Source organism: Phycisphaerae bacterium (genome assembly GCA_024102815.1).
GTDB lineage: Bacteria > Planctomycetota > Phycisphaerae > UBA1845 > UBA1845 > JAGFJJ01.
On the sequence record JAGFJJ010000022.1, the window covers coordinates 115,276 to 138,354 of the forward strand.

Consider the following 23,079-nt stretch of genomic DNA (forward strand, 5'->3'; position numbering starts at 1 on the left):
CCCAAGGAGTGTAGTCCGCAACGAGCGGGCGCGACAATCTCCGTATAAGCTCGCCCTCGGCTTGTTTTACGAGGGTACTCTGCGATACGATAACTGGTCTCGCGCGGCGGTCGCCCGTGGCACGTCATCGCTCGCGTTCGGCAAGGGTACGGTTCGAAGCAGTTCCGGCGTTCATGGCGCAAAAAGGCAAGACACAGCTCTTCCAACGGTGGATTGACGAGCGGGCGGAGCCCATCTGGATCCGTCCGGAGTTCATCGCCGCCTTCATTGCCATTCTCTCCTACGTCAACACGCTGCCCAATGACTATACCGACGACGGCGTCCCGATCGTCGCGCTGAACCCCATGGTCAACGAGCCCGGCAAGTGGCTCGAACTCTGGACGCACGACCACTGGTTCGAGTCGCGGGGGGCCGCCCCCATGCGCGATCTCCTCTACCGGCCCTGGCCCCTGATGACCTATCGTCTGATCCGGCAGTCGCTTGGTCCCGACCCGTTCCCGCAATTACTTGCCAACGTGCTTCTCCACGCCCTCGTCACCGTGCTGATCGTCCGGTTCACCCGGCACGTGAAGGGGGACTATGCCTCGGCCCTCACAGCGGGCGCCATCTTTGCCACGCTGCCCATCCACACGGAGGTGATCGATAACGTCGTGGGCCGGGCCGATCTCCTCGCAACGGCCGGTATCGTTGGGGGCATCCTGCTCCATCGCCGGTCCATGATCGCCACCACCAAGGAGTGGATTCTCTCCTGGAGGATCCTTGCTGCATTCGCCCTGTTTTCCGCGCTCGCCGCCAAAGAAAGCGCGGTCACCGCGCCGATACTCGTCGTCCTTTTCGACAAGCTCTGGTACCAGTCCTGGCGGGCCGCCAGTCGCGACCGGAAATGGTGGAGCGTTGCCGGTCTCTGGCGCCTCACCTATCTCGTCATCCCCGTCGCTGCGTATCTGGCGCTCCGTGCTTACGCGCTGGACGGCCGACTGGTTCAGGAGGAGGCTCTCAGCAAGACCGTCAACGTGCTCGTCGATGCCCCCGCGTTCCAGCGCGTTCTCGGCACCTTCCAGCTCTTCGGAATGTACTGGGCCAAGACGATCTGGCCCGCCGTGCTCTCCGTCAATTACACGGTGAACGACATCCGCCTCGCCACGAGCTGGACCGACTTCAACGTGATCCTGGGATTCCTGGTGACGGCCGGTCTGGTCGCTGCGTCGGTCGCCGCCTGGCGCCGGGGCAATCGTGCCGTGGCGTTTCTGTTCGCGGCACTGTTGATCAGCTACTTCCCCGTCTCCAACTCCTTCGTGCTGATCCAGGTCTTCTTCGCCGAGCGCAACTGGTATCTACCCTCGGTCTGGGTCGTCATTCTGGTCGGGCTTGCCGCCTCGGGAGCCGTTAAGCGTCCCCTGTGGTTTACGATCGGATGCGTTGTCGTCTTTGCCATGGCCGCCCGCTGCTGGGTCCGCAATGCCGAATGGCGCGACAACCGCACGCTTTACGCCGCGACCTACGAAACGCACCGGCGCAGCGTCGGCGCCCTGCGCCTGCACGGCAATGAGCTGGTCCGCGAGGGCAAATTCGCCGAGGGAATCAAGCTCCTCAAGCAGGCGGTGGAGATCGACCAGGGATTCACCGATGCGCATCGCTCGCTGGGATTCGCCTACTACATGATCGGAGACTATGCCAACGCCGTATATCACCTCCAGATCGCCAACATGCAGATCCCCGAGCATCGAGAGACGGTCGAACTACTGACCGCGGCAAAGGAGAAGCTCGCGGCCCAATCGAAATCGGAATTGCGGCAAGCGCAGCTCGCCGTCCAGGAATCGCCTGACGACGTCAGCGCGGAATTGAATCTGGTCAACACGCTGCTGGCGCTCGGCAAACTGGACGAGGCGCTCGTTCGGTTTCAGCAGAACGAAGAGCGGTTCGGCAACTCGGCCGACTGGCAATCCCAATATGCCGTCGCGCTCGTCTACAAGAATGACCGGGAAGCGGCCATCCAGCGCTATCGGAAAGCCCTGTCTCTCGCCCCCGATCGCGTTTCTCTTCTGGTTGAGCTTGCCAGTCTGCTTGTGGAACGCGACGGACCCGGCGACATGGACGAGGCCTGGGATCTCTCGTCGAAGGCCCTGACGCTCGCCCCGCAGGAGCCCACCGTGCTTGTTTGCCGCGCCGAATTGCTCTACCGCCGCGGTGATCTCCCCGGCGCAGTCGAATTGTACGACATGGCCATCGATGCGTTGCCTCCCGGCAATTTCCAGCGGCGTCTTTACGAGGAACGAGCCAAGGTCCTCGGACAATGAGCACACCCGGCGACCAGCCCCGCTCCGGCAGTCCGCTGCTTGAAGTCGATGAGCTCAAAGTTTGGTTTCAAAGCCGGCGCGTGCCGTGGTTCGGTCGGTCGCCGCACCGGATCAAGGCGGTTGACGGCGTCAATCTGCACATCAGCGAAGGTACGACCTTCGCCCTCGTCGGGGAAAGCGGCTCCGGAAAATCCACCCTCGGACGGACGGTGCTTCGTCTGATCGAACCCCAAGCGGGCACGGTACGGTTCGAGGGCGAGAGTCTCTTCGCCATGCCGACGCGACGCCTTCGGACTCTCCGCGGCCGGATGCAGATGGTCTTTCAGGATGCTTCCGGCAGCCTCAATCCCCGCGTCACGATCGGAGGCAGCATCGCCGAACCCCTATGCGTCCGGCGGGATCCTTCTGTACGGCCCCGGCGGTTTCGGCGGGAAGCGGTCGCCACCCTTCTGCACGACGTGGGACTACCCCCCGAGTGGATGGACCGCTTTCCCCACGAGCTCTCCGGCGGTCAACGCCAGCGTGTGGCCATCGCCCGCGCACTGTCCACTCGACCACAGTTCATTGTCTGCGACGAACCGGTCAGCGCCCTTGACGTCTCCGTGCGCTCCCAGATCATCAACCTGCTGAGCGAGTTGCAGCACCGCTACCGGCTGACTTACCTGCTTATCGCCCACGATTTCGCGCTCGTCCGGCAGGCCGCCGACGAAGTCGCCGTGATGTATGCCGGACGAATCGTCGAGCAGGCGTCGGCGGAGCAGCTTTTCTCCCACCCCGGCCATCCCTACACGCGCCTGCTGCTGGAGTCGTTCATCAACCCCGTCGGGGGCGACCGCCGCCATGCGCCTGATCGTCCGCATCCGGACGCAGCGCGCCCGGCTTCGACCGGTTGTGCATTTGCCGCTCGGTGCCCGCTGTGCGTGAGTGAATGCCTGGAGGTGACGCCCGCACTGATAGCGCATGAAGGCTTCGCGGACGGGCATCTTGTGGCCTGCCATCGCGCCGCAGAATCCGGCGCGTCTGCTGCTACACCGAAATCCGGACCCTGATGCCCGCCACCATGGTGTGGCCAACCTGATCGTTACCGCCGGGATTATCGATGTACTGCACGTCGGGCGTGATCACCAGCCACGGCGATACGTGGATCGCATAGTACATCTCATAAACCGTCTCATCCCCGAAGCGCCTGTTGACGCGCCTCCGGGCCACGTCGCTGGACTGCTGCTGTCCCACCGCCCAGCCGATCACGTCCTTGTCGCGCCCGGGGATCGCCCCCAGATACTGAAGACCCGCCGACCAGTGCTGGTAGATGCGATAGAAATCCGGATCGCGATAGGAATAGCGCGCGAAAATGCCCAGTCCCTGCTCGCTCTCCTTTTTCTCACGATACAGCAACTGGTCGGCGCTGATGTAGGTGATGAACTGGTTGTTCTCGCGGTGCGGGCTGATGGCGCTTCGCGAAAACGCAGTGTAGTTTCCCGGATCGTATACGGTTCCGATGCGGAAATTCCCCGGGAGCGGCCCACGTGAAGATTTCCAGTCGGCGTGGAAATCCGCTTCAAGATAGCCCTTGTAATGGGCATCCTCGTGAAACACGGTTGTCAGGTCACCGTGGTAAAGCCCCGCTTGGTCGTCCCCCGCGCCCAGCACCAGGGAGAACCACTTTACCGGCTGGAGGATCAGCGCCGCACCCCAGCCGATGTTGAGGGGGACCAGCGGGTTGTTGTCGAAACCCTGGTTCCAGAACTGCTTGTCCTCGCTGTTGGAGAAGACGTTGCGATCCACGATGGTTTGAAAATCAAGATAGCCCAGCGTCAGGTGAACCTTGTGATCGAAGAAGTAGTGCCGGTACCAAAACTGGGCCACGTGATAGTCCAGGTCTCCGTCAGCGTCGTCGTTGACCTGGAACAGGGTTCCGGTCTTGGGGTTTGCCCCCGCACCCCAGTTCGACTGGAAGTGACCGAGCAGCTCGCCGTTCTTGAAAAGACCGAGCTTTTCGAAATCTATGGAGACGAACATATCCGACGAACCGGCATTGCGTCCGTCGCTGTTCGTGTCCAACCCGCCCTGTACGACACCCTGGAACTGGTCGTTCAGGAACAGGTTGATCTTGACGCCTTTCTCGGCCAGATCGTTACGCAGACCGCCCCAGTCTCCCGTCATTGTCCGCGATTCCAGGGAAAGCAGCCGGTCCGGCGGTTGGGCGGGAATAGCTTCCGGCGGTGGCCGCGTCTCGGTCGGTGCAGGTTCGGGAGCGGCGTCGGCTGTCTTGACCGGCTCCGCAACCGACTCCGTCTTCTCCTCCTGAGCGAAGACAGGTGCACTCACCCACATGAACACGAGGGCGACCGCAAGCGGACAAATCGCACGACTCGATTCGCGCAAGAAACGGCAAGGTGTGAAATCCCGAAACCGACGGGTCCGCCGTGTGGAACTTTGCATTCCAGGCTCCTCAATCAATCTTGGAAGCGAAGGGGCGCAGAATCCGCGCATGCCGGGTCGGCCGCGCCAATCGGAAAGCCCGCTGCAAATCCAGTGCCAGCACTCGCAGAGCTTCGGAACATTGGCCCGACGGCAGGCGCGGTATCATTCTTGCCGGGAGCAACGGTGGTATGATCGGAGTCTCGCCGGTACCGCTTGCTCCGCCCCAAGGCGAGGTGCGCGGGCCGGAGTGCTCACGCACGGCAGGAGCGTCATCATGAACAAGTCAGCGATGCTGTTGGCGATAGGATTCGGGCTCGTGGTCGCGATAAGTGCCTGCCAGACCGGCGGGACCAAGAAGTCGGCAGCTTTTCCCGAGGTTCCGGAGGGCCCGGGTAACCGCATTACGCACGCCGCCATCGGCGACCGCCTGCACACGACAATGACGGAGTTGCAGACTTCCGCCACGCGATTCTGGCCTCAGGAGCTCGAGGGCTCGCGCGCCGCGGGCGGACAACGCGCCGACGAGGCCTACGACAAGGCCGCCGAACTCGCCCGGCGCCTCGCCGAAACCGCCCAGCAACTCCCCGCACTCGTGGCCGACGCCAAACTCAGCGACCCTGACCGCCGAGCTTTCAACGCCCAGTCGGAAGCGCTTCGCCAGGAGGCGCTACTTCTCGCCGACGCCGCCGAACGTCAGGACGGCGATGACATGCGCCTCGCCCTGCACCGCATCGGCGACAGCTGCAACGCATGCCACCAGCGATTCACCGAGGTCGCCGGAGCCCTCAAGGAACAGTAGTCCCACGTCACCGCCATGATCAGGGTTGATCGTGTTACCCCGGCAAGCGTACGCGCGTACATGTGATGCGCGCGCTGGCACGCGGTGTGCAAGATCGTCTTCCGTCGATGTCAGGTTCGCGTCGCGCGGAACGGCTGGCGATTTCAGCGCAGGGCGCAAGGGGGAACCATCATGCCCAAGCTCAGTTATGCCCATTGCGGGTCGGAAACGCCGCTCCTCGGCGAAACGATCGGCCAGTGCCTGCATCGCATTGCCGACGCATTTCCGGATAATGACGCCCTGGTGTCACTCCCTCAGGAGCAGCGTTTCAGCTACCGGCGTTTCGACGAAATCGTGGATCGCGCCGCCAAGGCCTTCCTCAAGCTGGGCATTCAGCGCGGCGACCGTGTGGCCATCTGGTCGATCAACAACTACGAATGGGTCGTCGCCCAGTTCGCCACCGCCCGCATCGGCGCCGTACTGGTCAACATCAACCCGGCTTACCGGACCCACGAGCTCGAGTACGTCCTCCGCGAATCCCGCTCCAAGATTCTGCTGCTCGTCGAATCCTTCAAGACCTCGAACTACCTGCAGATGTTCTACGAAGTCTGCCCCGAGGCGGCGTCCGCGGATGCGGGAATGATCGACTCGTGGCGATTTCCCCACCTCAAGACCGTGGTCTTCATCGGGCGCGACGAACACCCTGGCATGTTTACCCGCCGCGCGTTTGCGGAACTCGGCGATGTCCTTCCCGACGAGACCCTTCGCATCCGCGAGAAAGATCTCGACGTCGATGACGTGGTCAATATCCAGTACACTTCCGGCACAACCGGCTTTCCCAAGGGTGTTCTGCTTACCCACAGCAATATTCTCAACAACGGGTTTTTCATCGGGGAGATCATGCGGCTCTCCCCGGAGGATCGCGTCTGCGTTCCGGTGCCCTTCTACCACTGCTTCGGCATGGTCATCGCCAACCTCGGTGCCGTGACGCACGGCGCAGCCATCGTCATCCCCTCGCCTTCCTTCGACGCCGCGGCCGTGCTCCACGCCGTCCACCAGGAACGCTGTACGGTGCTTCACGGCGTCCCAACGATGTTCATCGCCGAACTCGATCATCCGGAATTCAGCTCGTTTGATCTGACCTGCCTGCGGACGGGCATCATGGCCGGGGCCCCCTGCCCCATCGAGCTTATGCGCCGTGTCGTCGACAGGATGCACATGCGCGAGGTCCTCATCGCCTACGGTCAGACCGAAGCTTCGCCCGTCACCACGCTCACCCGCCCAGACGACCCCATCGAACGGCGTGTCAGCACGGTCGGCCGGGTCATGCCCCATCAGGAGCTCAAGATCGTCGATCCGATGACTGGCGCCACCGCGCAACGCGGGCGACAGGGCGAAATCTGCTTCCGGGGCTACAACGTCATGGCCGGGTACGACAACAACCCCAAAGCCACGGACGAGACGATCGATCGCCAAGGCTGGCTCCATTCGGGCGACTTGGGCACGATGAACGACGAGGGTTACGTCAAGATCACCGGGCGCATCAAGGACATGGTCATCCGCGGGGGCGAGAACCTCTACCCCCGCGAGATCGAGGAGTTTCTGCACACACTCCCGATCATCAGCGACGCTCACGTCGTCGGCGTGCCTGACGAGAAGTTCGGCGAGGAACTATTGGCCTGCGTCAGGCTCCGTCTCGACAGCGGACAGGAATTGCCGACCGACGAGGAGTTCCGTGCCCTCTGCAAGGGCAGGATCGCCCATTACAAGATCCCCCGCTACTGGATGGTCGTGGAAGAATTCCCCATGACCGTGACGGGCAAAGTGCAGAAGTTCAAGATCCGCGAGCTGGCCATTCACAAGTACGGGCTGGAGAAGGCCGCCGGGATCGAAACAGCCTAACTCGGCATCTGTCCTCGCGCGCGATCCAATTACGCAGGAGTCGTACTACGCAATCCGCGGCTGGCCAACCGGCGTACGCTCTACTGCGACTTTCTCTCGCGGCGCACGCAGAATCAGCGCCAGTGCAGCCGCCACCAGGCAGGCAATCCCTGCAATCATGAACGGCGTCCTCCAGGCGTCCACGCCGGCCTGCCCGGCGGTGTCCTTGAAATAGCCCGCGATCTGCGGCCCGGCGATTCCAGCTATGCCGTACGCCAGAAATACCCAGGGGTAATTCAGGCCCACGGTCTTATTCCCAAAGTGGTCAGCCGTAGCCGCGGGGAAGAGTGCGAAGTTCCCGCCGAAATTGAATCCGATCACGCACGCCCCGATGGTTAGCCCCCACGTCGTTCCACCCACGTAGAAGAACACCAGCATCATCACGCCCTGCAGCAGGCACATCAGGAAGAGCGCCGCCCGGCGTCCCATCAGGTCCGAGACACTCCCCCAGATGATCCGGCCCAGTCCGTTGAGAATCGCGTAAAGCGCCATGGCCGTGCCTGCGGCCTTCCCCGCCTGCGCCGCAGTTGCGGCTGCACCGCTGGCCTGCAGACTGTCGATCCCAAACAGCCTGATGCAGTAGATCACCATCAGTCCCGCCAGCGCGGAGCCGGTAAACATGAGCAACAGGCCCCAGTACTGCGGCATGCCCACCATTTCCATTGTGCTGAGATCCCGCGTAATCGTCGCCCGACTGCCCGTCGTCACCGGATTCCAACCGGCCGGCTTCCACCCGTCGGGCGGGTTGACCATCACGATACTGCCCAGCAAAACCAACACGAGGAATGCAACGCCGTATACTACGAACACCGCTTGAACGCCGGGCAGATCGAGGAATTTGTGGTCCAAGTTGTTCAGCAGCCCTCCAAACCAACTGTCCGCCAACTTGATCCAAATCGTCGCCCCGAAGCCGAAGCCTGCCACGGCCAAACCAGTGATCATGCCCTTCTTGTCCGGAAACCACTTCACGCCGACGGCAATGGGAACCACGTACGCCAGCCCGATCCCGGCGCCGCCGATGATCCCAACGCAGATGAACTGCATCAAGAACGTCTTGCCAAGAAGTCCCCCAAGGATGTAGCCGATTCCGAGAACAATGCCGCCGACCGCCGCCACCGGGCGCGGCCCGACCCTTGCCTGCCAGCGACCGGCAAACAGCATCACCAGTGCAAACGTCGCCAAGCCCGCCGAGAATACCCAGGCAGCTTGCCCGTTACTGAAACCATACTCACCGCCGTTATCCAGTCCAAGTGTGATCTTCTTGGTAAACACGCTCCACGCGTAGATGGCCCCCAGGCAGAGCTGAATCAAGATGGCGCCCACGACGACGATCCAGCGATTCATGACTTTCTCGGATTCCATCCGACCGACCTCCTGATGGGCGTGCGATGCGCAGGGGGTACCCCCTGGGAAAATGAACCGTTAAGGACTTTGATTACTTGTGTGCAATCGGCATGCCAACGGCACGCGATTCAACTGAAATGTGCTTTCGTGGCTGATTCTGGTGCGCGCGAAGAGAACATGGGCCACATCCACGCCCCCGTGAACGCGCTCATAGAAGGCCGCGTGCCACTGCTCTTGAGGGGTGCGCCCCCTGCCTGCGCGGGTGTCATGCCTCGCTGGTCGCGCCTAGCGGGGCTTTCCCTCTTCCCCCCCGGCCGGGAACAATTTCGCCAGCCCGTGCAAGTAGTTCCAGTGCGCGTCGATGCGCTTGCGAAGCACATCGGGGTCGATTTCCGCCCGTGTGTAGCGCCGCTGCCGCGACGTGTACTCTTCGACCGGCGTGCCGTCGGGCGCCGCATTGACGCGGTAACGCATGCCGTCAAACACCTCGTACAGCGGGAACAGCCCGCTGCGCACCGCGTACGAAATCAGATCGATGCTTTCCTCCGGCTCACTCTTCCAGCCCGTCGGGCACGGGGAAAGAATCAGCAGGAAGCGGAACCCCTTCACGGTACGCGCGTAGGCCAGCTTGCGCATGAAATCCTCGCGGTGGGCCAGCGACAGCGTTGCCGCATAGGGAATGCGATGCGCGGCCATGATGGACATCATGTCCTTCTTGATTTCCGTCTTGCCGCGCGGTGTCGTAGACGTTGAAACACCCTCCGGCGTTGCGCTGCTCCGCTGACCTCCGGTGTTACCGTAAATCTCATTGTCGTAGCAGAAGTAGATGATGTTCTCGTTCCGTTCCGCCGCAGCCGAGAGCGTCGCAATGCCGATGTCGTACGTGCCGCCGTCACCCGTCCAGCAGGCCACGACGTTTGGATCCTGATTCAGATCGGCAACGGCGGCCAAGCCCGTCGCCACCGCCGCGGCACTGGCAAATGTCGAAGCCGCCACGGGAACACCGTACGCCGTGGTCGGAAACGCCCCGGCCGTAACAATCCCGCAGCACGCGGGAATCACGAGCATCGGGTTCGCCTCGCGCAGCGCCTGGTCCATCCACTGGAGCCCGACGGACATCCCGCAGCCGGCGCAGTTGGTGTTCCCCGGACGGAGAACGTGATCGCAATGAGTGCCTTCCGGTAGCGTAGCCGATTCAGTCATGCCGCCACCTCTTTCCAGATGGGCTCTTCCGCTTTCTTCCGCGAAACCAGGTCGTCGGCGATACCGTGCAGAATGTCGGGGGTTACGTCGCCGCCACCCAGCCCGACGAGGTAATCTTGAACCATTACGTCCTTCCGGTCGCGCAGCGCCGTTTCGATTTCCTGCCAGAAGATACCGCCTGAACCCGGTGAGTGGTTGCGATCCAGCACACCCACGCGCTTCGCCGAGCGCAACGCCTCGCGATATGCCTCGCGCGGGAACGGCCGGAACATTTTGGCCTTGATCATCCCGATCTTCTCGCCCTTGGCTCGGCGCTCCGAGATGACATTCCGCAGGGTACGGGCCATCGTATTGCACGCGATCAGCACCGTCTCCGCGTCCTCGGTGTGTTCAGCCGAGAGCATTCCGTGCGGCCAACGCCCGAAGACCTTCTCAAACTCGTCAATCGCCTCCTTGAGGACTTCCGGCACGCGCTCCATCGCCTGCTGGATCTCGATGCGGTGCCGCTCGGTTTCCGTCGGCCAGGTGAGCCCGCCCACGGTATTGGGATGCTCCGAGCGCAGCCTGTGCGGCACGCGACACGGCGGCAGGTAGCGATCCACCATCTCCTGCTCCGGCAGATCAACGACCATCTGCGTGTGCGACGTGACGAATCCGTCCATCGCCACCATCGCCGGGAGAAGAATCCGCTCGTCCTCGGCCACGCGGAACGCGAGCAGGATCGTATCCACCAGGTCCTGGTGCGATTCCGTGTAGAACTGAAGCCAAGCCGCATCGCGCAAGGCAAGACTGTCTCCCTGATCGACCCAGATGTTCCACGGCGGGCCCAGTGTTCGATTCACCGCGATCATGACGATGGGCAAGCGGTAATATCCCGCCGCGAACACGTTCTCCGTCATGTACGCAAGACCGTTGGACGAACTCGCCGTAAACGCCCGCGCGCCGCCCAGCGAAGCCCCGATGCACACGGCCATCGCGCTGTGTTCCGACTCGACCGGAACAATCCGCCCCTTGGTGAAGTTGCGGCCCCGCAAATACTCGATAATTTCCGTTTGCGGCGTGATCGGATATGCGCCGGCCGCGCACCCCCGGGCGTTGCGATTTGCCTCGCCCGCCACCGCGAGGGTAAATCCCGCGGCGTGATTTCCCGTTACGAGCTGCCTGCCCACGATCGTCCTCCCGTCGCTCTAGAGTTCGGACATGTACACCACGCCGCGCGGACACTGGGTCGCGCAGATGCCGCAGCCCTTGCAATAACCGTAATCGAACCGGTACCCGTCGCCGTCGCGCACCAGCACGCCCTCGGGGCAGTAGCTCGAGCAGCGGTCGCAGTAATTGCACACCCCGCAACTGAAACATCGCTGCGCCTCGGCCGTCGCCGTCCGATGGTCCGGCGAATCGATCAGCCCCAGACGAACCTCGTGGAACGTCGAGCGCCGCTCCTCCATAGGCAGGATGGTCACGCGCTCGCGCGGCTTGTGCCCGAAGATGTGCATGGTGATGTCGGCCGGCGACGCCATCGGTTCCGTCTCCGGCGGGAAGAGGTCCTCGCCGCTGAGCGTGCGATGGATGTGCAGCGCGGCCTTGTGCCCGCTGCCGATCGCCGCCGTAACGGTGCCTTCGTTCGTCGCGAAGTCTCCACCGGCGAAGATCGGCGCGCCGCTGAGACCCAACAGCTTTCCTTGTTCGCGGACTTCCGAACCTTCCGGAAGTATGGAAATATCGGCCGACTGCCCCAAGGCGAGGATCACCCGGTCGCAACGCAGATCGAAGATGGCGTCCTCGGTCGTCTCGGGAACGGGTCGCGGCCGCCCGGATTCATCGGGTTCGCCCAGCCGCATGCGCTGGCAGGTCAGAATCGTGCCGCCGTCGCGATGCAGGCGCAGCGGATTGACCAGTTCGAGCAGCTCAATGCCCTCCTCGATCGCCTCCTCGATCTCCTCGTGGATCGCGGGCATCTCGGAACGCGTACGGCGATAGACGATCTGCACGCTTTTGGCGCCCACGCGCCGTGCCGAACGCGCCGCATCGATCGCCGTGTTTCCGCCACCGACCACGATGACATGCTCATCATTGAGCCGTTCCCGCCCGAGCCGAATGCGATCCAGAAAATCGATGCCTTGTTCGACAGCACCCTCGACGGTTCCGCTGAGATTCAGCCCCCGCGAGTCCTGCAACCCCGTGCCGAGAAAAATTGCCGCGAATTCGTGAGATAGTCGCAGCAGGTCGTCGCGCCGGATGCGCTTGCCGGTCTTCACCGTAACGCCGTGTCGGGTGATGTGGCTGATCTCCCGGCTCAAGACATCGCGCGGCAGGCGATACTCAGGAATACCCGTGCGAAGTACACCGCCCAGTTCATTTCCCGCCTCGAAGAGTGTCACCGGATAGCCCAGCTTCGCCAGGTGATATGTCGCGCTAAGGCCCGCCGGACCCGAGCCCACCACGGCAATGCGCTCGTCACGCGAAGGTGCCACCGGCTCCGGCCAGCGACCGTGATCCGAAGCGTAGCGCTCGATGTCGCGGATATTGACCGACTCGTCCCATTCATTGCGGTTGCACGCCTGCGTGCACGGAGCCGGACAAACACGCCCGCACACGCCGGGCAGCGGCGACGTCTCCAGCAGGATGGCCAGCGCCGCGGTGGGATCCTCCCGCCCCACGGCCTCGACGAATCCGCGCACATCGTTGCCCGCCGGACAGCCGTGATTGCACGGCGGGGTCAGCGTCCGCCGATGAGGCTGGCGCGTTGCCCACTGACCGGTGTGTATCGCCGGAACCGCGCCGAGGTCCTCGTCCAGCAATCCGGCAATGTGATCGGGCGCGGCCGTCTTCGGACCCTGTACGATTTTCCCCGACAGCTTCTTCTTGCGTACGGCCTCAAAGGCCTGACGCGCGGAAGTCACGTTGGGGCCGCCAAAGTGCACCTCGGCCAATGCCGCTTCCACATCCTCCAGTGTCAGACCCAGCAACGGTGCCACGGCGCCCAACAGCGTGGTGTTGACGATAGGGACGGTACGCGTGCCCAGGCCGTTTTCCACGGCGATGGCCGTGGCATCCACCGTGGCGACATGCCGACCGGAAAAGAACTCTTTGAAAGACTCGGGAGTTTCCGGCGCGTTGAGAATGACCCAGCCATCCGGCTTGAGCCCCGTCAATACGCGCGGGGCGATGAGCGTACGATCGAGGACAATAATGTGGTCGGGCTCGCGGACCTGGTTGTGATTCGTGATTTCCTTGTCGTCGATGCGCACGAAAGCCTGGAGAGGAGCACCGGATCGCTCTGCGGCGTAAACGCCAAAAGCCTGAACATCCTTGCCGCGCAGGAAAAAAGCCGTGGCGATCAGCTTGGCTAACGTGACGCCGCCCTGACCCCCTCGCCCGTAGATGGTCATCTCGATCATGGCGTCTCCCTGGATCGTGCGTTTCAGCTTGAACTGTCGCGCTGGAGCGACATCACGAGGGCTCGGCCCGCTGCGCAGGATCGCCGCGGCGGATCGGCGTCCGTTGGCCCGCAGCCACGGCACGCGCCCCGCCGGGACAGCGTCGCCCCGTGGGGGTCAACCTGCAAGTCCCGTTCCACTCCCCGGCCGATTCGCACCCAACCATGTCCGATTCCGGCACGGGAAACGGACGCTCCCGGGAAGAGCCGCTTTGCGGAAGGGTAGGGGGACTCGCCGAAAATCCATGCCGGAGCGCGGGCAGATCAGCTTCCGACGCTTCGTTGCACGACCTGCCGGGCGCCGAGGATCAGCTCGACCGCCTGAACCGGCGTGAAACGCGCCAGGCTGACGACCAGATCGTGGCGCGAAGGATCGTCAACTTCAGCGCGGAAGTATCGCTTGAGAAACTCGGCGCGGTCCGCTTCGACTCGATCGATTTCCACCGCCGCCTGTTCGGGAGGGAGGCGCCACAAGCCCGCGATTCGTTGGATGCGGTACTCCCGCGGCGCCACCAGCCGCACGCGGAGCCCCCGATCCTGCGGCAGAATACGGTCCACGCCCCGGCCGAGGAAAATGGCCGATCCCTGGCGAGCGATGCTCAGCACGGTTTCGCTAAGCCTGCGGAAATAGTCGTTGCGGGCGAATTCGCTCTGCAAGAGCGAACGCAGCATTTCCTCGAACCAGTGCACGTCCCGTTCGTCCATCGACTCGTACACCTGCCGGCGAATGGCGTCATCCCCGGCCATCGTATCGAGGAGTTCCTTGTCGAAAAGCGGCCAGTTCAGCCGCGAAGCCAGCAGCCCGGCAACTTCGTGACCGGCCGCGCCCACCTGGCGGGAGATGCAGATGAAGTCCTCGACACTGTCACGCGTCGTCTCCGGCATGGCCAGCCGCTGCGAGCGAGCCAACTCCCAGTTGCGCATCTGCTTCTCGACGAGCTTGGACAGACCGGCCCGATCGGCAGCGCGTTCGCGCGGCATCGGCCACCTCCTTCGATTAGATCCGAAATGGAACGGCCCAACGCAACATGACGCGCACCGTGGCGACCCGGATCACGCGTAACTCTGAAGGGCATGCATGTAATTGGCCCGCTCGAACGCCGACGGATCCTCACATGCCCGCTGGTTCATACTCCCTTGCAATTGGCCAACGCCCGTGTACTCGTGCTCTTCCATCCACGACTCCATCCCCCGGAGCATGTCCGTCACCACGCGCGGACCCTGTCGAAGCAAGGCCGCGCAGAGCATGGTCACGTCAGCACCGGCCATGAGCAGCTTGAGGGCGTCGGTGGACGTATAGACGCCGGTCGTCGCCGCCAGGCTGGCGTCGATCACCGCATCGAGGACCGCGATCCACCGCAATGGCAGACGCATCTCATGCGGCGAGCTCAGCACCAGATCGGGCACAATCTCGAGCGATTCCAGATCGATGTCCGGCTGGTAGAACCGATTGAAGAGCACCAGCCCGTCCACGCCATTTTCGTCCAGGCGCTTGGCAAAGTTCGCCAGCGACGTGAAATACGGACCGATCTTCAGCGCCACGGGAATCGAAACCGCGCTGCGCACGGCACTAAGCACATCCAGGTACCGTTGCTCGACATCGCCGGCGCTCTCGTGCGGATCGGTCGCGACGTAATAGAGGTTGAGTTCCAGCGCGTCCGCCCCGGCCTGGGCAAGCTTCTGCGCGTATTCGGTCCATCCACCGATGCTGCTACCGTTGAGACTGGCGATCACCGGAATGGACACCGCCTCCTTGATAGTTCGAACGTGATCGCAGTATTGTTCCGGGCCGCGCGGAAACCGCGGAATCTTCGGCAGATAGGTCGTCGCCTCGGCGTAGCTTTCCACCCCGAATTCCTCGAAGTGCGTGTGCCAGTCGCGCTCGTGCTCGATCTGCTCCTGGAAGAGCGAATAGACCACGACCGCGGCAATTCCGGCGTCCTCGAGCTTCCGCACCGTTCCCAGGTCGCGCGACATGGGCGAGGCACTGGCCACCAGCGGGTTCTTCAGTTGCAACCCCAAATAGTTCGTCGTCATATCCATGAGCGTGTCACCTTCCTGGTACTTCCGCGTTACCTTCGCGGCAGGTCATGCCTCGTTCAGTCGCTATTCCAGGGGTTTGTTTCCCCGGATCACGTTGCCGCCGGCTCGGCCTGCGGAGCAGGTTTGTCTGATCCCGCCGCGGGAGCGTACGGTGCCGCCCGGCGTTGGTATTCCACGTAGCGCTCGCGCGCCGCCCGTTCCGCCGCAGCCAGCAGTTCATTCGCCCGGTCAGGATCGGTCTGGAGCAGCAGGCGGAACCGGTTCTCGGCCTTGACGTACTCCTTCAGCGGAATGCTCGGCGCCCGCGAATCCAATTGGAGCGGATTCAGCCCTTCTTCCTTGCGGCGCGGATCGAAGCGATACAGCGGCCAGTGCCCGCAATCCACCGCCGCCTTCTGCTGCTTGAGCCCGTGGCGCATGTTGATGCCGTGGGCGATGCAGTGTGAATACGCGATGATCAGCGACGGACCCGGGTAACTCTCCGCCTCGACGAACGCCCGGACCGTGTGATTATCGTTCGACCCCATCGCCACCTGGGCGACGTACACGTTTCCGTAGGCCATCGCCAGCATGCCGAGGTCCTTCTTGTTGGCCGCCTTGCCGCCCGAAGCGAACTTGGCAATCGCCCCCAACGGCGTGGCCTTGGACATCTGCCCGCCGGTGTTGGAATAGACCTCCGTATCCAGCACGAGAACGTTCACGTCACGCCCGGAAGCCAGAACGTGATCAAGCCCGCCGTAGCCGATGTCGTAAGCCCAGCCGTCCCCGCCGAGAATCCACACGCTCCGGCGGCTGAGAACGTCAACCAGACCCAGCAGACGCTGTGCGTCGGCGTCCTTTGACCCTTCGAGTTTCTTCCTGAGTTCCGCGACCCGCCCGCGCTGCGCCGCAATACCGGCCTCGTCCACCTGATCGGCGTGAATCAATTCCTCCGCCAAGGTCTGCCCGATCTTCCCCGACAGCTTGCGGAGCAACTCGCAGGCATATTCCCGCTGCTTGTCCAGCGACAGACGGAATCCCAAGCCGAATTCGGCATTGTCCTCGAACAGCGAGTTGGACCACGTGGGCCCGCGTCCGTCGCGGTTCTTCGCCCACGGCGTGGTCGGAAGGTTGCCGCCGTAGATCGACGAGCAACCCGTCGCGTTCCCGATGATCGCCCGGTCGCCGAACAATTGGCTCAGCAGCTTGACGTAGGGCGTTTCACCGCATCCCACGCATGCACCGGAATACTCGAACAGTGGCAGCAGGAACTGCGAATCCTTGACCATTCTCGTCTTGAGTTTCGTGCGATCGTACTCCGGCAGGTCGAGGAAGAAGCTGTAGTTCTCCCGCTCGGCATCAAGCACCTCGCGCTTGTCGGTCATGTTGATGGCCCGCAGGCGGACTTCCTTCTTGTTCTTGGCGGGGCACGCCTCGACACACAGGCCGCAGCCGGTGCAATCCTCCGGGGCAACCTGGATCGTGTAGCGGAGCCCCTTAAATTCCGGGCCGCGCGCCGCCGTGGACTTGAACGCGCCGGGGGCGCCGCTCAGCAGCGCTTCCTCGTACACGTTGGCGCGAATTGCCGCGTGCGGGCAGACCAGCGCACACTTGTTGCACTGGATGCACGTGTCCGGATCCCAGATGGGGATCTCGAGGGCGATGTTGCGCTTCTCCCAGCGCGTCGTGTCCGTGGGGAACGTACCGTCGATGGGCAGCTTGCTCACCGGCAGCAGGTCTCCCTCGCCGGCGATGATCCGCCCGAGCACGTCCTGAACGAACGCCGGCGCCTCCGACGGTACCGCTCCCGGCCGCCGCCGCTGGCTCGTCACCTTGTCCGGCACCTTCACCTCATGCAGATTGGCCAGCGTGCGATCGACCGCCTCGTAGTTCTTCCGGACAACCGCCTCGCCCTTTCGGCTGTAGGTTTTCTTGATGGTTTCCTTGATCTTGGCGATGGCTTCGTCGCGGGGCAGCACGCCGGAGATGGCGAAGAAGCAGGTCTGCATGATCGTGTTGATCCGCTGACCCATGCCCGTCTCGCCCGCAACCGCATACGCGTCGATCACAAAGAGCTTCATCTTCTTGGCGATGAGCTGTTCCTGGACCTCGCGCGGCAGCGTGTCCCAGACGTCGTCCTTCGGCGTCTGCGTGTTGAGCAGGAACGTCCCGCCGGGCTTGGCCGAGGCCAGCATCTCGAACTTCTCGATGAGGTTCTGCTGATGGCAGGCCACGAACGACGGCCGCTGGAGCAGGTACGTCGAGCGAATGGGCTTCTTGCCGAAGCGAAGGTGCGAAACCGTCGTCGAGCCGGCTTTCTTCGAGTCGTAGACGAAGTACCCCTGGGCGTGATTCTCCGTTTCTTCGCCGATGATCTTGATGGAGTTCTTGTTGGCGCCGACGGTGCCGTCCGCCCCCAGGCCGAAGAACATCGCCCCGACCGCATCGTCATCTTCGGTAATGAAGCTCAGATCGACGGGAAGCGATGTCTGTGTCACGTCGTCTTCGATACCCACGGTGAAGTGGTTCTTAGGCTTCTCCCGGCCCAGCTCGTCGAACACCGCCTTGCACATCGCCGGCGTGAATTCCTTGGACGACAGCCCGTACCGCCCGCCGATCACGCGCGGCGGCGCGGCGAAGTGATTTCCGCCCTCGGTGTGATGCTCGGAGAGTGCCGTGATCACGTCCTGATACAACGGCTCGCCTGCGGCGCCCGGCTCCTTGGTCCGATCCAGCACGGCGATACGCTTTGCCGACGTGGGAAGCGCCGCAATCAGATCGGGACCGGAGAAAGGCCGGTACAACCGCACCTTGATGAGTCCCACCTTCTCACCCCGCGCCGTCAAGTACTCGACCGTTTCGTGCGCCGTCTCCGCGCCCGAACCCATCATGACCACGACGCGCTCCGCGTCCGGCGCGCCGATGTAGTCAAACAGGTGATAATGCCTCCCCACCACCTTGCCGAAGCGATCCATGGCTTCCTGCACGAGCTTCGGGCAATACAGATAATGCGGATTCACGGCTTCCCGCGCCTGGAAGAACACGTCCGGATTCTGTGCCGTGCCGCGAAGCACGGGCCGATCGGGATTCATCGCCCGCAAGCGATGGGCGGCCAGAAGTTCCTCGTCCATCATCTTCCGCAGATCGTCGTCCTCGAGCACCTCGATTTTCAACACCTCGTGGGAAGTGCGGAATCCGTCGAAGAAGTGCACGAAGGGAATACGGGACTTCAGTGTCGCCGCGTGGGCGATAGCGGCGATATCCATGACTTCCTGCACGCCGCCCGAAGCCAGCATGGCAAATCCCGTCGAGCGCGCCGCCATTACGTCACTGTGATCGCCGAAAATCGACAAGGCATGCGTGGCCACCGTCCGCGCCGAAACATGGAAGACCGCCGGCGTGAGCTCGCCCGCGATCTTGAACATGTTGGGAATCATCAGCAGCAGGCCCTGCGAGGCCGTAAACGTGGTGCATAGCGAACCCGTTTGGAGCGCGCCGTGGACCGCCCCGGCCGCGCCGCCTTCGCTCTGCATCTCCGTCACGCTGGGGATCGTGCCCCAGATGTTCGGCCGGGCCATGGCGCTCCATTCGTCGGCCCATTCCCCCATGGGCGAGCTCGGCGTGATGGGATAGATGGCGATGACTTCGCTGAGTCGATGGGCTACCGAGGCCGCCGCCTCGTTGCCGTCGAGTGTGATGATGGGACGTGGCATGTTGGTATTTCCTCTTCCGTGCGGGCGGCGTATCGAAGACGCAGCGCCCTCGGTTACCTGAGATTCCTGTTTCGAACGTGGGACATCCGGTCGGCCCGCCGGCCGGAAGCGATGCGCAGCCTCCGTCTCCGGTGAGGCCGAAAGAAACCAGCGGCAAGAACCATTCCAGTTCACCCGCGAATAAGGGAGATTGATGGAAATCCCGTTCCCGCATTCCTCAAGACGAGGTCTTCCGGGCGGATTAATGGGATGGAATTCGGAAGCGGCCGGATCCGCGCAAAGTGCGGCTTTCTACCACACCCCGGCGAATCTCACAGGAGACCGAGCTTCTCCAGACGATAGCGGAATGCATCCCGACTGAGGTTGAGCAGCCGGGCGGCCTTGGTCTGGTTGTTGGATGTCCGCGCCAGCGCCTGCTTGATGAGGCTGTTTTCCAGTTCACGCAGGTCGATTCCATCGGCCGGCAGCATGAACAGCCCGTCTGAACCGTGAAGCGGTTCCTCCCCGCTGCCCAGCACCAGATCATTCGGACCGATCGTGTCGCCCCGGCAGAGCAGCACGGCGCGCTCGATTACGTTGCGGATCTCGCGGACGTTGCCCGGCCAGGAGTACTCCATGAGCTTGCGATACGCCGCATCGTGAACCCGCGTGATGGGCTTCTTGAACTCCTGCGCAAATTCGGTCACGAAATGCTGCGTCAGCAGCTTCACGTCCTCGCCGCGCTCGCGGAGCGGAGGAAGCCGGATGGAAATCACGTTCAGGCGGAACATCAGGTCGCTGCGGAAGTGGCCCTCCGCGATGGCTCGATCGATGTCCCGATTCGTGGCGGCGATCACCCGCACGTCCACGGAGATTTCGGTCGTCCCCCCCACGCGACGGAATGTCCGGTCCTCGAGAAAACGCAGCAGCTTCGCCTGAAGCCCCGGAGGCATATCACCCACTTCGTCGAGAAAAATGGTGCCCCCGTCGGACAGTTCGAACAGGCCCTTCTTTGTCTGACGGGCATCCGTGAATGCCCCCTTCTCGTGTCCGAAAAGCTCGCTCTCCAGCAGCGGCTCCGAAAGCGCCGTGCACGTGATGTTCATGAACGGCTTGGGCGCCCGATCGGAATTGTAATGGATCACCCGCGCGATGAGGTCCTTACCCGTACCCGATTCGCCGCGCAGAAACACGGTGGACGCCCCGCTGCGGGCAACGCGGTCGATGATATCGAACAACTCCAGCATGCAGGCGTGGTGCCCGATGATGCGGTGGTACCCGAAATCGTGCTCCAGGTGACGGCGCAGCTCGCGCACCTCCCGGCGCAGCTTGGTCGTCTCCAGGGCTTTTTCCACCGTGCGGAGCAGATGCTCCATATCAAAGGGCTTGGTCACGTAGTCGTACGCGCCGAGCTTCATGGCATCCACGGCGCTCTCAATACTCGAAAACGCCGTCATCATGATCACCACCACGTCCCGGTCCGTTTCCCGGACCTTGCGGAGCACGTCCAGCCCGGTCATGTCCGGAAGCTTGTAGTCCACCAGGATCAGGTCAAACGGCCCCTTCTCCAGCTCGGCGATCGCCGAACCTCCATCTTCGACATCCACAACGGCATAGTCACGCGCTTCCAGCTTCTGCCGGAGCGACCAGCGGATGAGCTTCTCGTCCTCGACAATCAGTACGCGAACAGTCATGTTGTCTTTCGCGCCGAGAGCACGGCCCCGGCTCCGTCAGGTAGATTCCGCGGGAGAACGACCGTTACGGTAGTCCCCTTTCCGACCGCGCTCTCTATCGTAATGCGTCCCTCGTGCCCTTCAACGATGCGCCGGCAGATGGACAACCCGAGCCCCGTTCCCTTCGCCTTGGTCGTGAAAAACGGCTCGAAGGCCCGTCGGCACGTATCCACGTCCATGCCCTTTCCCTCGTCGGATACGATCATGCGCACGTGATCGTCCCCGGCCGCCGCCTTGATACGTATGACTCCGTGACCGGAGCTCGCATGGGCGGCGTTGATCACCAGGTTGATGAGCAACTGCTCCAACTGACCTTCGTCGGCCATGAGCATGGTGCCGCCGGCAACGCCGGAGTCGTCCACCCGCACGCCCTGCAGCGCCGGCTCGGATCGGAGCACCGACAACAGCCGCCGCAGCAGGACGTCGAGTTCGCACGGCTTGGATTTGGGCTGGCTCGGGCGGGCGTAGAGCAGCAGGTCCTTCACGGCGGCATCCAGCCGGGCGATCTGCTCCAGAATCTCTCCGATGATCTCCCGGTGCGGATTGTCCGCGTCCATCCCCTCCTGAATAATTTCGATGGCCCCGCTGATACCCGCCAGCGGATTCTTGATCTCGTGGGCAAGCGAGGCCGCCATCTGCCCGATTTCCGCCAGGTGTTCCGCCCGCGTCAGTCGCTCCTCGACAAGCAGATGCTCATCCTCCCTGATCCGAGTCGCGTAGGTATCGCGGTAGCTCTCCAGCATCACGCACAGCTCCAGCGTTAACAGCTTGTTCAAGCTGTGCATGTCCTTCTGTCGCTCGTCCGGCCGTAGGTCGGCTGTCGCATTCTCGAACGCCTGCCGGATCACCTCCATCGCCGTAATCATCAAATGCTGCGGTAGGGCCACATGCACATGAACCTTCCCGACGAGGGTCTGACGCCGGAAGTGCTCGACGTCATAAGAGCCTGTGAAAAGCTCTTTCAGCCATTCCGTGAGGGAATCCCGCAGGCGCGCGATTTGTGCCGAACCGCGCGTGAATACGGCCCTGGCCTCAGGATTGGAGAGGACGTGCTCGTAGAAGCGGTCAACGACGGCGGGAATGGCCGACGCCATCACCGGGCTCAGCTCCTGCAGCCTTGAAGCATCCGATCGATCAAACCTGATAAGTCTGCAGAGCTGGTTCAGACGCTCGTCCGTCATCACTTTATCCACGAATCTTCACTGCAAGAACGCAGATTACATCGCCCATGGCGAAGCCGCCACCCCGCCGTCGCTGCGGCGAATCCCCCATCGCCGGGGGCATTTGACCCAGCTGAACAAAATGCGTCTCCAGTGATCGGACTTTCCGGTCGACAGATCACGACCACTGCCGGGCGCCGAACCGAAATTCGAGATTGCTTCGAACCGGCCCCGGGACAATTGTAGCGAGGAAACGCCGCCGCGTGGCACGCGAAGTGCTTGAATGGCTCACGAAGTACCGCTTCGCAGGGGTCAGGGCCATGATACAACCGACCGAGCGCCGCACGGGGGACGGGGTCCCTCATCGCCAGACGCTGCTCATCGTCGAGCCGGACCGTCTCACCCGCTGGTCCGTCCAGCAGTACCTCAATGACTGCTTCGACATTCTTGAAGCGGACTGTGCCGTCACGGCCCACACCCTCCTCGATACGGCAATCGTGGACGCCCTCGTCGTGGCCGACGACCTTCCGGAACATGCCGCCGATGATGTCGAACAGCATGCCCGCCGGTGCAATCCTGGCATCAAGACCGTTCGAATCGTCACCGATACCGTGGACGACGAGGGGCCGCGACTGCCCAACATCACGCGCCGCCTCGAGAAGCCCTTCAAGCTCTCCGCGCTGGCCGACTCCCTTGGTGTTCCCGAACGCGTCCGCGCCGCACGCAACCCCCGATAGAACTCGTATACCGCGCCGCTTGCCCGGCGAGAACGCCTTGCCCGGGTTGCCAGTGCGGGATACTCGGCTATGCTCTGGGCCGGCCCGATAAACCGCCGACGGGCATTCGATCGCCGGGAGCGGGCCTTGACGCTGCGGAGTTCCACGAAGCGATGTTCGTCGCGGATTACATGACTCCGGCCCCCATTACCGTACGCAGTAACGAGAGTCTGGGCCGGGCCATCGCCTTGCTCGATCGTCATCGCATTCATCAACTGCCCGTCCTGGACGAGAGCGGTCGGCTGGTGGGCATGCTCGAGGAGCATCGTG

The 23,079-nt window shown here is 63.0% G+C and carries 16 protein-coding genes; 6 read left to right on the forward strand and 10 right to left on the reverse strand.

What is annotated here, in order from left to right; all coding sequences use genetic code 11:
- The first annotated feature begins 173 nt into the window (after positions 1-173).
- Complete coding sequence (locus J5J06_06680) at positions 174-2,297, forward strand: tetratricopeptide repeat protein (protein ID MCO6436754.1); 2,124 nt, start codon at positions 174-176, stop codon at positions 2,295-2,297.
- Complete coding sequence (locus tag J5J06_06685) at positions 2,294-3,346, forward strand: ABC transporter ATP-binding protein (GenBank protein ID MCO6436755.1); 1,053 nt, start codon at positions 2,294-2,296, stop codon at positions 3,344-3,346. Before J5J06_06680 ends, J5J06_06685 begins: the two co-directional genes overlap by 4 nt.
- Here the strand turns inward: J5J06_06685 and J5J06_06690 are convergent.
- Positions 3,324-4,739: a carbohydrate porin gene (locus J5J06_06690; GenBank protein ID MCO6436756.1), complete on the reverse strand. Its 1,416-nt coding sequence runs from the start codon at positions 4,737-4,739 to the stop codon at positions 3,324-3,326. The genes J5J06_06685 and J5J06_06690 overlap by 23 nt on opposite strands.
- A 256-nt stretch (positions 4,740-4,995) precedes the next feature.
- Between J5J06_06690 and J5J06_06695 the strand changes: the two genes are divergently transcribed.
- Both J5J06_06695 and J5J06_06700 read left to right on the forward strand, forming a co-directional pair.
- The gene (locus J5J06_06695; protein ID MCO6436757.1) at positions 4,996-5,520 is read left to right on the forward strand and encodes a cytochrome c; all 525 of its coding nucleotides are present in this window, start codon (positions 4,996-4,998) and stop codon (positions 5,518-5,520) included.
- A gap of 171 nt (positions 5,521-5,691) precedes the next feature.
- Positions 5,692-7,401 (forward strand): AMP-binding protein, encoded by a 1,710-nt coding sequence (locus J5J06_06700; GenBank protein ID MCO6436758.1) that lies wholly within the window; start codon positions 5,692-5,694, stop codon positions 7,399-7,401.
- A gap of 45 nt (positions 7,402-7,446) precedes the next feature.
- On the opposite strand, the gene J5J06_06705 is transcribed toward J5J06_06700, so the two are convergent.
- The 9 genes from J5J06_06705 to J5J06_06745 all read right to left on the reverse strand — a co-directional run bounded on the left by J5J06_06705 (position 7,447) and on the right by J5J06_06745 (position 22,054).
- Positions 7,447-8,802 (reverse strand): OFA family MFS transporter, encoded by a 1,356-nt coding sequence (locus tag J5J06_06705; GenBank protein MCO6436759.1) that lies wholly within the window; start codon positions 8,800-8,802, stop codon positions 7,447-7,449.
- 267 nt (positions 8,803-9,069) lie between these two features.
- The gene (locus tag J5J06_06710; GenBank protein ID MCO6436760.1) at positions 9,070-9,987 is read right to left on the reverse strand and encodes a pyruvate synthase subunit beta; all 918 of its coding nucleotides are present in this window, start codon (positions 9,985-9,987) and stop codon (positions 9,070-9,072) included.
- A complete protein-coding gene (gene porA / locus J5J06_06715) occupies positions 9,984-11,156 on the reverse strand; it encodes a pyruvate ferredoxin oxidoreductase (protein MCO6436761.1) in 1,173 nt (390 codons plus the stop codon). Before porA ends, J5J06_06710 begins: the two co-directional genes overlap by 4 nt.
- Before the next feature lie 18 nt (positions 11,157-11,174).
- A complete protein-coding gene (locus J5J06_06720; GenBank protein MCO6436762.1) occupies positions 11,175-13,511 on the reverse strand; it encodes a 2-oxoacid:acceptor oxidoreductase family protein in 2,337 nt (778 codons plus the stop codon).
- A gap of 179 nt (positions 13,512-13,690) precedes the next feature.
- The gene (locus J5J06_06725) at positions 13,691-14,407 is read right to left on the reverse strand and encodes a cytidylate kinase-like family protein (protein MCO6436763.1); all 717 of its coding nucleotides are present in this window, start codon (positions 14,405-14,407) and stop codon (positions 13,691-13,693) included.
- 72 nt (positions 14,408-14,479) lie between these two features.
- Positions 14,480-15,469, reverse strand: coding sequence for a dihydroorotate dehydrogenase-like protein (locus J5J06_06730; protein MCO6436764.1), 990 nt, complete (start codon positions 15,467-15,469; stop codon positions 14,480-14,482).
- Positions 15,470-15,558: 89 nt separating this feature from the next.
- Positions 15,559-19,161, reverse strand: a complete 3,603-nt coding sequence (gene nifJ / locus J5J06_06735) for a pyruvate:ferredoxin (flavodoxin) oxidoreductase (GenBank protein ID MCO6436765.1) — start codon at positions 19,159-19,161, stop codon at positions 15,559-15,561.
- A gap of 311 nt (positions 19,162-19,472) precedes the next feature.
- Complete coding sequence (locus tag J5J06_06740) at positions 19,473-20,834, reverse strand: sigma-54-dependent Fis family transcriptional regulator (protein MCO6436766.1); 1,362 nt, start codon at positions 20,832-20,834, stop codon at positions 19,473-19,475.
- Entirely contained in the window at positions 20,831-22,054 is a 1,224-nt protein-coding gene (locus J5J06_06745) for a hypothetical protein (protein MCO6436767.1), read from the reverse strand. Before J5J06_06745 ends, J5J06_06740 begins: the two co-directional genes overlap by 4 nt.
- A 299-nt stretch (positions 22,055-22,353) precedes the next feature.
- Here J5J06_06745 and J5J06_06750 point away from each other — a divergent pair, with 299 nt between their 5' ends.
- Both J5J06_06750 and J5J06_06755 read left to right on the forward strand, forming a co-directional pair.
- Entirely contained in the window at positions 22,354-22,770 is a 417-nt protein-coding gene (locus J5J06_06750) for a hypothetical protein (protein ID MCO6436768.1), read from the forward strand.
- Positions 22,771-22,922: 152 nt separating this feature from the next.
- On the forward strand, positions 22,923-23,079 hold a 157-nt coding region (locus J5J06_06755), incomplete at its 3' end, for a CBS domain-containing protein (GenBank protein ID MCO6436769.1).

What these genes read in the sequence shown, in the direction of transcription:
- J5J06_06680 (MCO6436754.1), top strand. Translation starts at nt 174, where the DNA reads ATGGCGCAAAAAGGCAAGACACAGCTCTTCCAACGGTGGATTGACGAG.
- J5J06_06685 (MCO6436755.1), top strand. Translation starts at nt 2,294, where the DNA reads ATGAGCACACCCGGCGACCAGCCCCGCTCCGGCAGTCCGCTGCTTGAA.
- J5J06_06690 (MCO6436756.1), bottom strand. Translation starts at nt 4,739, where the DNA reads ATGCAAAGTTCCACACGGCGGACCCGTCGGTTTCGGGATTTCACACCT.
- J5J06_06695 (MCO6436757.1), top strand. Translation starts at nt 4,996, where the DNA reads ATGAACAAGTCAGCGATGCTGTTGGCGATAGGATTCGGGCTCGTGGTC.
- J5J06_06700 (MCO6436758.1), top strand. Translation starts at nt 5,692, where the DNA reads ATGCCCAAGCTCAGTTATGCCCATTGCGGGTCGGAAACGCCGCTCCTC.
- J5J06_06705 (MCO6436759.1), bottom strand. Translation starts at nt 8,802, where the DNA reads ATGGAATCCGAGAAAGTCATGAATCGCTGGATCGTCGTCGTGGGCGCC.
- J5J06_06710 (MCO6436760.1), bottom strand. Translation starts at nt 9,987, where the DNA reads ATGACTGAATCGGCTACGCTACCGGAAGGCACTCATTGCGATCACGTT.
- J5J06_06725 (MCO6436763.1), bottom strand. Translation starts at nt 14,407, where the DNA reads ATGCCGCGCGAACGCGCTGCCGATCGGGCCGGTCTGTCCAAGCTCGTC.
- J5J06_06730 (MCO6436764.1), bottom strand. Translation starts at nt 15,469, where the DNA reads ATGGATATGACGACGAACTATTTGGGGTTGCAACTGAAGAACCCGCTG.
- nifJ (MCO6436765.1), bottom strand. Translation starts at nt 19,161, where the DNA reads ATGCCACGTCCCATCATCACACTCGACGGCAACGAGGCGGCGGCCTCG.
- J5J06_06740 (MCO6436766.1), bottom strand. Translation starts at nt 20,834, where the DNA reads ATGACTGTTCGCGTACTGATTGTCGAGGACGAGAAGCTCATCCGCTGG.
- J5J06_06745 (MCO6436767.1), bottom strand. Translation starts at nt 22,054, where the DNA reads ATGACGGACGAGCGTCTGAACCAGCTCTGCAGACTTATCAGGTTTGAT.
- J5J06_06750 (MCO6436768.1), top strand. Translation starts at nt 22,354, where the DNA reads ATGATACAACCGACCGAGCGCCGCACGGGGGACGGGGTCCCTCATCGC.